This is a genomic window from Clostridium oryzae, assembly GCF_002029235.1.
GTDB lineage: Bacteria > Bacillota > Clostridia > Clostridiales > Clostridiaceae > Clostridium_AE > Clostridium_AE oryzae.
Genome location: NZ_MZGV01000007.1, coordinates 37,269 through 50,000 on the forward strand (window position 1 = coordinate 37,269; position 12,732 = coordinate 50,000).

General features: G+C 33.8%; 15 protein-coding genes. All 15 read left to right on the forward strand.

Features of this window, described 5'->3' with window-relative positions; translation table 11 throughout:
- Positions 1–82 precede the first annotated feature (82 nt).
- A complete protein-coding gene (locus CLORY_RS04810) occupies positions 83–445 on the forward strand; it encodes a hypothetical protein (protein WP_079422378.1) in 363 nt (120 codons plus the stop codon).
- A gap of 125 nt (positions 446–570) precedes the next feature.
- A complete protein-coding gene (locus CLORY_RS04815) occupies positions 571–1,428 on the forward strand; it encodes a M50 family metallopeptidase (protein ID WP_079422379.1) in 858 nt (285 codons plus the stop codon).
- Between the two features lie 705 nt (positions 1,429–2,133).
- Positions 2,134–3,996 (forward strand): TIGR03960 family B12-binding radical SAM protein, encoded by a 1,863-nt coding sequence (locus CLORY_RS04820; protein WP_079422380.1) that lies wholly within the window; start codon positions 2,134–2,136, stop codon positions 3,994–3,996.
- Positions 3,965–4,669 (forward strand): TIGR03936 family radical SAM-associated protein, encoded by a 705-nt coding sequence (locus CLORY_RS04825; protein ID WP_139375960.1) that lies wholly within the window; start codon positions 3,965–3,967, stop codon positions 4,667–4,669. Before CLORY_RS04820 ends, CLORY_RS04825 begins: the two co-directional genes overlap by 32 nt.
- A gap of 34 nt (positions 4,670–4,703) precedes the next feature.
- Positions 4,704–6,131, forward strand: coding sequence for a ribonuclease E/G (locus CLORY_RS04830; RefSeq protein WP_242954346.1), 1,428 nt, complete (start codon positions 4,704–4,706; stop codon positions 6,129–6,131).
- Between the two features lie 129 nt (positions 6,132–6,260).
- The gene (gene rplU, locus CLORY_RS04835; RefSeq protein WP_079422382.1) at positions 6,261–6,575 is read left to right on the forward strand and encodes a 50S ribosomal protein L21; all 315 of its coding nucleotides are present in this window, start codon (positions 6,261–6,263) and stop codon (positions 6,573–6,575) included.
- Positions 6,576–6,577: 2 nt separating this feature from the next.
- Positions 6,578–6,919 carry a ribosomal-processing cysteine protease Prp gene (locus CLORY_RS04840; RefSeq protein WP_079422383.1) on the forward strand — a complete coding sequence of 114 codons (342 nt, stop codon included), beginning with the start codon at positions 6,578–6,580 and terminating at the stop codon, positions 6,917–6,919.
- Between the two features lies 1 nt (position 6,920).
- A complete protein-coding gene (gene rpmA, locus CLORY_RS04845; protein ID WP_079422384.1) occupies positions 6,921–7,223 on the forward strand; it encodes a 50S ribosomal protein L27 in 303 nt (100 codons plus the stop codon).
- A gap of 127 nt (positions 7,224–7,350) precedes the next feature.
- Positions 7,351–8,622, forward strand: coding sequence for a GTPase ObgE (gene obgE / locus CLORY_RS04850; protein ID WP_079422385.1), 1,272 nt, complete (start codon positions 7,351–7,353; stop codon positions 8,620–8,622).
- A 30-nt stretch (positions 8,623–8,652) separates the two neighbouring features.
- Complete coding sequence (locus CLORY_RS04855) at positions 8,653–8,949, forward strand: YhbY family RNA-binding protein (protein WP_079422386.1); 297 nt, start codon at positions 8,653–8,655, stop codon at positions 8,947–8,949.
- Positions 8,950–9,084: 135 nt separating this feature from the next.
- The gene (gene nadD, locus CLORY_RS04860) at positions 9,085–9,693 is read left to right on the forward strand and encodes a nicotinate-nucleotide adenylyltransferase (RefSeq protein WP_079422387.1); all 609 of its coding nucleotides are present in this window, start codon (positions 9,085–9,087) and stop codon (positions 9,691–9,693) included.
- Between the two features lie 10 nt (positions 9,694–9,703).
- Positions 9,704–10,270, forward strand: coding sequence for a bis(5'-nucleosyl)-tetraphosphatase (symmetrical) YqeK (gene yqeK / locus CLORY_RS04865; protein WP_079422388.1), 567 nt, complete (start codon positions 9,704–9,706; stop codon positions 10,268–10,270).
- A 15-nt stretch (positions 10,271–10,285) separates the two neighbouring features.
- Positions 10,286–10,666: a RidA family protein gene (locus CLORY_RS04870; RefSeq protein WP_079422389.1), complete on the forward strand. Its 381-nt coding sequence runs from the start codon at positions 10,286–10,288 to the stop codon at positions 10,664–10,666.
- 2 nt (positions 10,667–10,668) lie between these two features.
- Positions 10,669–11,562 (forward strand): RluA family pseudouridine synthase, encoded by an 894-nt coding sequence (locus CLORY_RS04875; RefSeq protein WP_079422390.1) that lies wholly within the window; start codon positions 10,669–10,671, stop codon positions 11,560–11,562.
- Between the two features lie 169 nt (positions 11,563–11,731).
- Complete coding sequence (locus tag CLORY_RS04880) at positions 11,732–12,718, forward strand: serine hydrolase domain-containing protein (protein WP_079422391.1); 987 nt, start codon at positions 11,732–11,734, stop codon at positions 12,716–12,718.
- The last annotated feature ends 14 nt before the right edge of the window (positions 12,719–12,732 follow it).

Below are 12,732 nucleotides of genomic sequence, written 5' to 3' on the forward strand. Positions count from 1 at the left end.
AGGAGATCATATACTCCTTTTGTCATATTCTTTCTCTAGGCTTAATATAATTAATCGATAAGTAATTATAGAGGAGTGTCATATGGGTAGCTACGATTCGCAGTATGAATCCTACTATGCAAACATACAGAAAAATAGGGCGGGAGGTACATATAAAAATTTAAACCGTAAAAGCAAGTACATAAATAGGTTTATACAGGAAATTGTAGGAGTATTTTTGCTTAGCTTTATTATAATGTTTTGCAAATTAGTAAAAACACCACAGACAGTTGTTGCATATAATTATATGAAAAAAACTGTTAATTACAGTATCAACTATAAGCAAGCATGGACAGAAATAAGCAGCATAAAATATAAAGATGTAGAAAAGTATATTAATAAATATTCGAAAAAAGTAGATAAGCTAATAAAGGATGGAGTGAATTTTCAAAACAAACCATTGTAAATATAATGCGGAACTTAGCCTACATGCAATAATATATGGAAGTTTAGGAACCTTTTACTGGATGTAAGCTGCTAGCTGGAGTTTAATATATGTTAGGGTAACAAATAGAATTCGGAGATTTAAGTATGATTAAGTTAAATAAATTTTTTATACCATATATATTGTTGTTAATCATAATAGGATTCGAAGGTCAGCTTTTCTTGGCTTTTATAATGGTGCTTATGCATGAAACAGTGCATTATATTGCAGCTGTTTTGTTAGGCTATTCAGGTTTTGATGTAACTATACTTCCTATAGGAGCAGTACTTTCGCTTAGAGAAATAGACGAGGCATCGCCTATTGAGGACCTGATAATATCTATATCTGGTCCTATTTTTAATATTGTTGTTGCTGTAGCAGCATATTATTTAGAATTAGCGATTGGCTTTGGAAACCTAAAACTTTTTATTGAAACAAATATAACTCTTGGTTTATTTAATTTAATACCAGCATTCCCACTTGATGGTGGGAGGATTCTAAGAGATATTTTTTCAATTAAAATGGTATATAGAAAAGCAAATAAATTAACGGTCAATATAAGTATTATATTAGGCTTCTTAATTTTAAGCTGTTTTATTTTTTTGTTTTTTTGTGGTCATAGGATTTATAATATAGGCATTATAGCTGTATTTATTATAATATCGTCCTATAAAGAAAAAGAGAGAATAGCGTACATAATAATGGGGGATATTGTGAAGAAAAAAGAGAGGTTTATAAGGAAAAAATACGTAGAGAATAAGTACATATCTGTGCATTGCAGCATAGATTTACTTGGAATAATGAGTCTTGTAGATAAGAATAAGTATTGTATATTTACGATATTGGATGATGATATGAAAGTTATGTACAATTTATTTGAAGAGGATTTGATAGATGCATTAAAGATTTACGGTAATATATCTGCTGCGGAATATGTGGAACGGATGAAGGAGAGCAGTGATTAAGAATTATCAATATATTGCAAACCAACGATGGGGGTATGACCTACCGGTCATTGCGCCCTTCGGGTTCTGTAAATTAAATAGCTGTTAATTATTTAATATACCTTTTAAATATAAACTAAGTGCTATTGGATAAACGTTATTCTATGGAATAACAATTTTTTAATTTCTTCGAAGAAAACTAAAGTGCATCGCTAATTTTTTAGAAAGATAAAAAACATCTTTTTAATTTGGAAATTGCTAAAACTAATATCCATTTTAATAGAAATAACCTTAAAAAGCTATCTAAGCAGGAAAGGTCTTGGCTTGGAAGACCTGCTTCTTTGTAGAGCCCTGCCACGATTAATAGGCTTTTAAGTAGTTGGATTATTAAAAGAAAGTTAATTATAACAGTTTCCATATTGAAGAGAAGCCTTTAACTCTCTTTATAATTAAGATCTCACTTAATAATCTACGAAGAAAAATTAAAGATACAACTTCATCAAATAACGTCTGTAAAATTAACGTGTAAAAATTTTAGAGACGGTACTTTAAAACTAGCAATCTATATAATTTACAGAGCCCGCAGGGAGCGTTGACCGAGCGGTCAACGCTCCTACTGCTGGTTCGCAATATATTTACATTCTGCATTTCTCTTGTTGTTTACTATCTGTAACTATGTTAGAATGTTAATATTCTTAAATTTTTGGAAAAACATGAGGAGGAAAAATGGGAAAAATTAATGACGATATATTGTATAGGGTTGAGAAACCTGCAAGATATATTGGTGGTGAACTTAATAGTGTAGTAAAAGATAAAAGTAATATAGATATAAGATTTGCATTTTGCTTTCCAGATGTATATGAAGTTGGTATGTCACATCTAGGAATGAAAATTCTTTATCATGTTTTAAATTCTAGGAAGGATACTTACTGTGAAAGGTGTTTTGCTCCGTGGCCGGATATGGAGAAGCTAATGAGAGAGAACAGCATTCCGCTTTATGCATTAGAAAGTAAGGATTCTCTTTCAGAGTTTGATTTTGTAGGTTTTACTCTTCAATATGAGATGAGTTATACAAATATATTAAATATGCTTAATCTTGCTAACATTCCACTGAGAGCATCAGAAAGAAAAGAAACAGATCCTTTAGTAATATGCGGAGGTCCTTGTGCTTATAACCCGGAACCTCTTTATGATATTGCAGATTTATTTCAGCTTGGGGAAGGTGAAGAAGCTCTTCATGAGGTTCTTGATCTTTATAAGAAGTATAAAGGCAAAAATGATAAAAAAGCTTTTTTAAGAGAAGCTTCACATATAAAAGGAGTATATGTTCCTTCGCTTTATGAAGTTAAATATAAGGAAGATGGTACAATAATGAGCTTTGAACCTAAGTTTGAAGATGTACCAAAAAGAGTTGTAAAAAGATTTATTAAGGATTTTAATAATGTTACCTACCCAGAAGAAATGGTAGTTCCTTATACAGAGATAGTCCATGATAGAATTATGCTAGAAACCTTTAGGGGTTGTACTCGTGGATGTAGATTCTGTCAGGCTGGAATGATATATAGGCCTGTAAGGGAAAAGAAAACTGATAAACTTATACAGCAGGCTGAAACACTGCTTAAAAATACAGGATATGAGGAAATTTCGCTTACTTCTTTAAGCATATGCGATTATTCTGATATACGTAATCTCGTTTTTTCACTTATTGAAAAACATAAAGAAGATAAGATAGGAGTGTCACTTCCTTCAATAAGAATAGATTCTTTTTCAGTAGATCTTATAAAAGAGATTCAAAAGGTTAGAAAAACCGGTCTTACCTTTGCTCCTGAAGCTGGAAGTCAGAGAATGAGAGATATAATAAACAAGGGAGTTACAGAAGAAAATCTTATGAATTCTGTTAGAAACGCATTTTCTTCCGGATGGTCTACGATAAAATTGTATTTTATGATAGGTTTGCCCTATGAAACTGCTGAAGATGTAAAAGGTATTGCTGAGTTAGGTGAAAAGGTTACAGATGAGTATTTCAAAATACCTAGAGATATAAGAAAGAAGGGTCTCAAGGTAACTTTAAGCACGTCAATATTCGTACCAAAACCATTTACTCCATTTCAGTGGGCACCACAGGATACTATGGAAGCAGTAAGAGAAAAGATAGGTATTGTAAGAAAGAACATTAAGAGCAGATCTATAACTTACAATTGGCATGAGTCCATGGTAAGTTATATGGAGGCTATTTTCGCAAGAGGCGATAGAAGAGTGAGCGATGTCCTGATAAAGGCTTATGAGCTAGGTCAGAGATTCGACGGCTGGACTGAGTATTTCCACTTCGATGTATGGATGGAAGCCCTGAAAGCATGTAATGTAGATGGAGATTTTTATGCTTATAGGCAAAGAGATTACAGCGAAATACTGCCTTGGGATTTCATTGATATAGGGGTTAATAAGGAATTTTTAATGAAGGAGAATGAAAGAGCAAAGGTAGCTGAAGTTACACCTGACTGCAGACTTGGATGTAAGCAGTGTGGAATAAATGTTAATTTTAAAGAAGGGAAGTGCTTTGAAGGTGCGATATGTGATCAAATTCAGTAAGGCGGGCGAAATAAAATTTATATCACATCTGGATCTTCTGAGAACAATGCAGAAGATTATAAGAAGGTCAGGACTTCCGGTTGAGTACTCACAGGGGTTTAATCCGCATATGGCTACTTCTATAGCTCAGCCGCTAGCGGTAGGAGTTTACTCCATAGGTGAATATATGGACGTAGATCTTATAGAAGAAGTCGACGGTGATGTTATTGTAAATAAGTTAAATCAATATGCACCTTCTGGCATAGAGATATTTAAAGCTATAAGAGTTAAAGAGAAGAAGGATAGAAAAATTCCACAGACCATGGCGCTTCTTGATGCTGCTGACTATAGTATAAAAATAAAGTATGAAGATAGTGAAGTTTTTCTTGAAGGTATAAAAAGACTGATGGAACTAGATAACTGGAATATATTAAAGAAGAGCAAGAAGAGTGAAAAAGAAGTGGATATTCGTCCAATGATAAAAAGCATTGAATATTCAAAAGAAGATGATTATATAAAATTTAACGTTAGATTAAGCTGCGGAAGCAGAGAGAATCTTTCAGCAGATCTATTCGTAACGTTTATTAAGGAAAATTGTGACGGAATAAATAAATTAGCTTTTGTAGATATCGAAAGAAAAGAAATGTATGCAGAGAAAAATGGAAAATATGTAGCTATTGATAAGATGTTTTAAGCAATAAACCAAGGGGTGCAGAATTTTGAAAGAAATGTTTGTTGAAAAACAAAAGGAAATGCTTAGAATTGCTGTAAGAGAAGATAATGTTATAACAGATATCATATTTGAAGAGCAAAAGAATATAGCGCATCAGGGGGAAATCTATAAAGGAATAGTTAAAAGTATTATACCAGGTATAAAAAGTGCCTTTGTTGATATTGGCATGGATCAGAATGCATATTTGTATCTGGGTGGAAAGTATGAAAAGAAAGGTATTAAAAAGGGCGATGAACTTATTGTAGAGGTCGTTAAAGAGGAAACAGGTAATAAGGGTGCCAAAATTACTACTGCTTTTAGTATTCAAGGAACATATTGCGTGCTTTTAACAGATAACTGCGGCATAAGCTTTTCTTCAAAGATAAAAGATCAGCATCTGAAGGATAAAGTTAAGCGGCAAATAATAAAGTCCGATGATATTGGTATAAAGATAAGGACAAACGCTGAATTTGCTGATATGGATAGAATTAATACTGAAATAGAGTCACTGCATGCTCAATATTTAAAGATATTAGGTAAAAGCAGCTACACTATGAAACCAGGAATTCTATATAGTGATGGAGGAGCTCTTTTACATGCGCTGAGAGATTTTGTTGATGAAGATATGAAGGTCATAAGAGCTAATTCAGAGGAGGACCTTGAGACAATAAATGAATTTTTGTCAGAGAAGAAAGTCGAGGCTCTTAAAACAGCTTTGCACAAAGATGAAGTAGGACTCTTTGATACTTACGGCATAGAAAAGCAGATCCTCTTTCTTAGAAATTCAAGAGTAAACCTGCACTGCGGCGGTTACATAATAATTGAAAAAACAGAAGCTATGAATGTTATAGATGTTAACACTGGGAAGAATGCTTCTGATGGCTTTTTAGAGAAAACAGCCTATAATACCAATATGGAGGCTGCTGCAATGGTGGCTAAACAGGTGAGATTAAGAAATCTAAGCGGTATAATAGTTGTTGACTTTGTTGAGATGAAGGATAATGAGCATAGAACAAATGTAGAAAAGCAGCTTAGAAGATGTTTTTCAGCGGATAAAAATAGTGTTACAGTGTTTCCTCTTACAGAATTGAATCTTGCACAGATTTCCAGAAGAAGAAGAGGCAAGATGTTAAATGAATATATTGAAGAGGACTGTACCTGTTGCGGCACCAAAGGGAAAATACTTAAATTTTCATATATATGCTCGCTTATACGAAATGATATAAAAAAACTAGTAAAAAATGGCATGGTGGAGAATTTGTTTATTGAGGTAAATGAAAGATATAAACAGTATATAGAAGAGCGGCTCGAAGCATTTGTTGAAAGTATAGATGGCAGCGAGAAACAAATATACTTAAGATATTCAAATGATATTGACCCTTATAGGGTAAAACCGCTGCTATTTAAAAATCAATTGGCAGACTTGGAGGATTTTAAGATTTAAAGGTGAAATTTCTTTACAAAATTCTTTGCTTATGTTAAAATGGCATTTGTAGGCCGCACACATAGGGTTTGAAAACATATTTTACATATGTACCTGAGATGGCGAGACTGGTTTGAGGAGGTGTATTTAATGTATGCAGTATTAGCTACTGGTGGAAAACAGTACAGAGTTCAAGAGGGAGACGTTATATTCGTTGAAAAACTTAACGCTGAACCAGAATCCACAGTTGAACTTACAGATATTCTTGCAGTATCAAAAGATAATGGCGAAGTTGCAGTTGGCAGCCCAGTTGTTGAGGGTGCTAAAGTAGTCGCTAAAGTTCTTACTCAAGGAAAGGCTAAGAAGGTTATTGTTTTCAAGTATAAAGCAAAGAAGGATTATAGAAGAAAACAAGGACATAGACAGCCTTATACAAAGTTAGTTATTGAAAAAATAGAGGCTTAGTCATGATTAAAATTGAATTTAAGCGTCAAGATGGAAATATAGTTTCTTATGAGGTTAACGGGCATGCTGAATATGAAGCTCATAGTGAAGTTGTTTACGATGATGTTGTATGCGGTGTGGTTTCGAATTTAGCTCAGGTCACTATATTAGGTGTCAATGAGATATTAAAACTCTCTGTAGATTATGCTGCAGAAGATGGACATATAGCGCTTGATGTTTCAAATAAGAGCAAAGAGGATATTGAGAAGTGTCAAATACTTCTTGAAACTATGCTTTTAGGACTAAGAAATTTAGAAATTAGTTACAGTAAATATATAAAAGTTACGGAAAAGGAGGTGCAGTAATATGATGCTAATAAACCTTCAGCTATGTGCTCATAAAAAAGGAGTAGGTAGCTCTAAAAACGGAAGAGACAGTGAATCAAAAAGACTTGGAGTTAAATCTTCAGACGGACAATTTGTTCTTGCAGGTAACATATTAGTTAGACAGAGAGGTACAAAGATACATCCTGGAACTAATGTTGGTCTTGGAAAGGATGACACACTTTTTGCTAAGATTGATGGTGTCGTAAGATACGAAAGACTTGGTAGAGATAAGAAAAAAGCTAGTGTTTATCCAGTAGATGTTGAACAAGTTTTAGCAGAGTAAAAGGAAGCGCCCGAGAGGGTGCTTTTTTTACTCTTTAGAAAGTTTAAAACTTGTATCAACTGCAGATAATATTTAAATGAGATTATGGTATTTTTTAAATAATTATAAATTGAAGAAGGTGAGAAATATGTTTATAGATACCGCTAAGATATTTGTTAAGTCAGGTGATGGTGGAAATGGATCTGTTTCTTTTCGTAGAGAAAAATATGTTCCACTAGGTGGTCCAGATGGCGGTGACGGTGGAAGAGGAGGCGATGTAATCCTCAAAGCAGACAGCGGCATGACTACTCTTTTAGATTTTACATATAGAAGAAAATATGTAGCTGAAAGAGGAGTTGACGGATCAGGTTCAAAATGTTATGGAAAAGATGGGTCTACATTATATATAAAAGTGCCTACAGGGACTATAATAAGAGACGCAGACAGCGATAAAATAATGGCAGATTTATCTCATGGAGGAGATGAATATGTTGTTGCAAGAGGTGGAAAAGGCGGAAAAGGTAATGCTAAATTCACTACTCCAACAAGGCAGGCACCTAATTTTGCAGAACCAGGTATGCCGGGGGAAGAGCGATTCATAAGGCTTGAACTAAAACTTTTAGCAGATGTTGGACTGATAGGATTTCCTAATGTAGGTAAATCTACGCTGCTTTCTATGGTCTCTAAAGCAAGACCTAAAATAGCTAATTACCACTTCACTACTCTTAAGCCTAATTTAGGAGTTGTCAGTGTAGCTGATGGTAGTTTCGTTATGGCAGATATACCAGGAATAATTGAAGGTGCTGCTGAAGGAGTAGGGTTAGGACTTGACTTCTTAAGACATATTGAAAGAACGAGATTGCTGGTTCATGTAGTTGATATATCTGGAGTTGAGGGAAGAGATCCAATAGAAGACTTCATAAAGATAAATGACGAATTGAAAAAATACAGTGTAAAACTTTGGGATAGACCGCAAATCGTAGTAGCTAATAAAGCAGATATGCTTTATGATGAGACGGTATTTGAAAATTTTAAAAACAAAGTAAATGAAATGGGCTACGATAAGGTCTATAAGATATCAGCGGCTAATCATCAGGGTGTAGATGAGTTAATAAAAAAGGCCTATGAGATGCTGTCCACTATACCTATATCTGAGCTTGAAATTACTGATGAAGAAAAGTTTGTTCCAGAAGAAAAAAGATTTACTTATACAATCAGGCAGGAAGGCTCTACTTTCATAGTGGAGGGAAGTTTTGTGGATAGACTGCTCGGAGCTGTTAATATAAATGAGCCTGATTCGCTTAAATACTTCCATAAAGTTCTTAGGAATAAGGGTATTATTAATGAACTTATGGAAATGGGCATCAAACAGGGTGATACTGTAAGACTAAACGATTTTGAATTTGAATTTATATTGTAGAAATACATGTATTCCAGGAGGAATTTTTTAATGATAAACAGTAAACAGAGAAGCTATTTAAGAAGCTTGGCTAACACCATCCAACCGATTTTTCAGTTGGGTAAGAATGGATTTGACGATAATTTTTATAGACAACTGGATGATGCATTAGAAGCGAGAGAGCTCATAAAAATAACTTTACTGCCTGCTAGTGGATACAGTTCAAGAGAAGCTAGTGATGAAATATGCGAAAGACTTGGCTGTGAAGGCGTTCAGGCTATAGGTAATAAGTTAGTTATATATAGAAAATCTACAAAGAAGCCTAAGATTGAATTGCCAGAGAGATAAACTTTATATAATTAACAATTAAGAATGGAGAATTAAGAATGGATAACCCGAAAGACTTTCTAGAGTTTCAGAAAGTTGACTTTAATTCTTCATTTCTCATTCTTCATTCTCAATGTTAGAAAGTGGGTGGGGATTATGCATAAAATTGGTGTTTTTGGTGGAACTTTTGATCCTATTCATATTGGACATCTTTACATAGCAAATGAGGCATTTTATACTTTGAAGCTTGATAAAATAATATTCATGCCATCAGGAAACCCTCCTCATAAAATAAATAACAGTATAACAGATGCAAAAATAAGGTACAATATGGTTAAGTCTGCTATAAAGGACAGAAAAGAATTTGTAATAAGTGATTATGAAGTAAGAAAAGAGAGTTATAGCTATACATATGAGACGTTAGAATATCTAAAAGGTAAAGAAGGAAAGGACGCAATTTTATATTTTATAACTGGATGCGATTGCTTGTTTGATCTAGACAAGTGGAAAAGACCAGATAAGATACTTGAAAATTGCAAATTTGTTGTTTTTAATAGGCCTGGATATAATCTGAAAGATATTGAATCTCAAAAGGCTAAATATGAAAAGCAATACAATGCAGAGATAATCTTTCTTGATATTCTTAAATTGGATATATCTTCCACATATATAAGGAATAATATTATGGATGGGAAAAATGTATCCTTTTTTTTGACAGAGGGTGTTAAGGACATAATAAAAAAAGAAAAATTGTATCAGGGGTGAAGTTAGCAGAATGTGGAGTGAAGATGAAATAATAGCATTTTTAAAAACTAATCTTACTGAAAAAAGATTCAAACATGTTATAGGAGTTAGAAATACAGCTGTTAAATTGGCTCAGGTGCATGGAGAAGATGAAAAGAAAGCAGCATATGCAGCATTAATACATGATTGTGCAAAAAATATGGATAAGGACAAACTTAAAAAGATAATAGAAGATGCAGGAATGGTACTTGATGAAGTTGAGTGCTATGCTCCTCAGCTCCTTCACAGCAAAGCTGGTGCTGTTATTGCAAAAGATAAGATGGGAATTTCAGATAAGGATATATTAAACTCCGTAATATATCATACGACTGGCAGAGCTAATATGTCGCGACTTGAAAAAATAATATATTTAGCAGATTATATAGAACCTTCCAGGGATTTTCTTGGTGTAGATAAAGTAAGGAGCAGTGCATTCGTTGACTTAGATGGAACGCTTCTTCTTTCTATTGATAATAGTATAAAATACATATTAGATAAAGGACAATTACTACATATTGATACAATTAGAGCTAGAAATTGGCTCATATTAAATAAATAGTGGAGGAGAAAGTATATGAAGGAAATAATTAAAACTGAAAAGGCACCAGCAGCTATTGGCCCATATTCGCAGGGAATTAAAATTGGAGATCTAGTATTTACATCAGGGCAGCTTCCAGTAGATATGCTAAGCGGAGAATTAGTTGTTGATGATATAAGAAGAGCAACAAGAGCATCTCTGGACAATGTAAAGGCTATTTTAGAGCAGGGCGGAAGCAGTCTTGAAAATGTAATTAAAGTAGTTATGTTTCTGAAGAATATGGATGATTTTGCTAGTGTAAATGAGGAATATGCAAAATATTTTCCTACTGATGCTCCAGCACGTTCTTGCGTACAAGTAGCAAAACTTCCCAAGGATGCTCCTATAGAGATAGAAGCAATTGGTGCTGTAAAGTAATTATGTCAATTTTAAAATATGTTATAGATGATATAAATGATAATAAAAAGTTAAGAGATTATTTAAAGAGTTCAGCTGGACTTTCTACAAGACTTTTGCGCGGTGCTGCCATGGACGGAAGGATTAAGGTCAATTCAAAAACTGCAAAGCTTAATTATGTGTTGAAATTGAAGGATATTGTTGAAGTAGATGTTTCCAAAAAGGAAAGCCAGAATATAGTTCCTGAAAAAATGGAACTTGATATAATCTATGAGGATGAGGATATTATTGTGGTAAATAAACCACCTTTTATGGTAGTTCATCCTACTAAGACTCATGGTGAGCATACCCTCGCCAGCGGAGTGCTGTATCATTTCAAAGAAAATGGTGAAGATTGCATCGTTAGACTTGTAAGCAGGTTGGATATGGATACCTCAGGGCTTATTGTTATAGCTAAGAATCAGTACAGCCATATGTTTTTAGCTAAAGAGATGGAGAAAAACACATTTGAAAAACAATATACAGCTGTAGTATGGGGAAATTTATCACAGGATTCAGATACAATCGATTTACCGATACTAAGACCTTCTCTTGAATCCATAAAGAGAGTTGTACGTGAAGACGGTCAGAGAAGCATAACACACTATCAGGTCATGGAACATTTAGCTAAAGGAGATATTGTACGCTTAAAGCTGGAAACGGGACGAACGCATCAGATAAGAGTGCATTTAAGCCATTTAGGACATCCAATTGTAGGAGATATACTCTACGGAAGCGAAGATGACAGAGAGCTTATAGCAAGACAGGCACTTCATGCCAGTGGACTCAAATTCATGCATCCAAGGAAAAATGAAGTTATGGAATTTCAGTCTCCTTTGCCGGAGGATATGAGTAAATTAATTGAAAGATTAAAATAATGAAAGAACATCACTGTAAAAGTGGTGTTCTTTTATTTTGAATATGTGGTAAAATATGGATACATAATGATTGACTCTCTTCTTACTGGACAGTATATACTATTTATTAATGGCGTTAGCTTATGAGTTTTGCATTATTAAATAAGTATAATGAGGAGGAGTTACTTAAGTGGATAATGAATTGTCAAAAAAGATAAATGCTTTATATGTGGAAAATGAATACTTTAAAGATTTTAATGGGTATATTTTTATCAAGAAAGGCCTAAACGTTATTTTTGAACAAAGTTTTGGTATGGCTGATTTCACAGAAATGAAAAAGCATAACAGGGATACAATCTTTTGCATAGCATCTATAACTAAGCAGTTTACGGCTATGTGTATATTAATGCTCGATCAATGGGGAGTTATTTCAATAGATGACTGCATTGGCAAATATTTAAGTGATTTTAAAAGAGGAGCGCATATTAAAATTAAAGATATGTTGAATATGACTTCTGGAATGCCTGAATATTGGTGTAATTCCCGGTGGAAAGAGATTGAAGGAATAACTGAAGAATACGTTTATGATTTTATTAAGACCTTAGAGGATTATAAGCCTGTGGGAGAGCAGTTTGAGTACTGTAATTCTAATTATATAGTGCTGGGAGTCTTAATAGAAAAAGTATCAGGTATTAAATATGAAGAGTTTTTGCAAAAATATATTTTTGCACCTCTACATATGGAGAGATCAGGATGCATTCCATACAAGCCTAATCTTGAAAATATTGCAACAGGATATAAATCTCCAAGAATTGCTCACAGGGAGAAACAGACACAGTTGTTCTCATTCTTTGCAGCAGGTAGTATTTATTCTACTGTAGTAGATTTGAGTAAATGGGACCAAGCTCTTTATACAAATAAGTTTATAAATAATAGGAGACTAGATCAGATGTTTAGCCCTATGTTGGGCGGTTATGGAATGGGATGGTATATAGAGAATGACAAGGTATGGCATGGAGGAGATTTACCAGGATTTAGTACAAGAATTACAAGGTTTCCGAAAAGTCAGTTGCTAATTATTATGCTTTGTAATACCGATGGCTGTGAAGAATCTAATATGTGCCATTACGCTGAGTTGGTAGAAAGATTATTACGGGTTGGCCATAATAGAAAATAAATTTGGAGTATAGA

What these genes read in the sequence shown, in the direction of transcription:
- CLORY_RS04810 (WP_079422378.1), top strand. Translation starts at nt 83, where the DNA reads ATGGGTAGCTACGATTCGCAGTATGAATCCTACTATGCAAACATACAG.
- CLORY_RS04815 (WP_079422379.1), top strand. Translation starts at nt 571, where the DNA reads ATGATTAAGTTAAATAAATTTTTTATACCATATATATTGTTGTTAATC.
- CLORY_RS04820 (WP_079422380.1), top strand. Translation starts at nt 2,134, where the DNA reads ATGGGAAAAATTAATGACGATATATTGTATAGGGTTGAGAAACCTGCA.
- CLORY_RS04830 (WP_242954346.1), top strand. Translation starts at nt 4,704, where the DNA reads ATGTTTGTTGAAAAACAAAAGGAAATGCTTAGAATTGCTGTAAGAGAA.
- rplU (WP_079422382.1), top strand. Translation starts at nt 6,261, where the DNA reads ATGTATGCAGTATTAGCTACTGGTGGAAAACAGTACAGAGTTCAAGAG.
- CLORY_RS04840 (WP_079422383.1), top strand. Translation starts at nt 6,578, where the DNA reads ATGATTAAAATTGAATTTAAGCGTCAAGATGGAAATATAGTTTCTTAT.
- rpmA (WP_079422384.1), top strand. Translation starts at nt 6,921, where the DNA reads ATGATGCTAATAAACCTTCAGCTATGTGCTCATAAAAAAGGAGTAGGT.
- obgE (WP_079422385.1), top strand. Translation starts at nt 7,351, where the DNA reads ATGTTTATAGATACCGCTAAGATATTTGTTAAGTCAGGTGATGGTGGA.
- CLORY_RS04855 (WP_079422386.1), top strand. Translation starts at nt 8,653, where the DNA reads ATGATAAACAGTAAACAGAGAAGCTATTTAAGAAGCTTGGCTAACACC.
- nadD (WP_079422387.1), top strand. Translation starts at nt 9,085, where the DNA reads ATGCATAAAATTGGTGTTTTTGGTGGAACTTTTGATCCTATTCATATT.
- yqeK (WP_079422388.1), top strand. Translation starts at nt 9,704, where the DNA reads ATGTGGAGTGAAGATGAAATAATAGCATTTTTAAAAACTAATCTTACT.
- CLORY_RS04870 (WP_079422389.1), top strand. Translation starts at nt 10,286, where the DNA reads ATGAAGGAAATAATTAAAACTGAAAAGGCACCAGCAGCTATTGGCCCA.
- CLORY_RS04875 (WP_079422390.1), top strand. Translation starts at nt 10,669, where the DNA reads ATGTCAATTTTAAAATATGTTATAGATGATATAAATGATAATAAAAAG.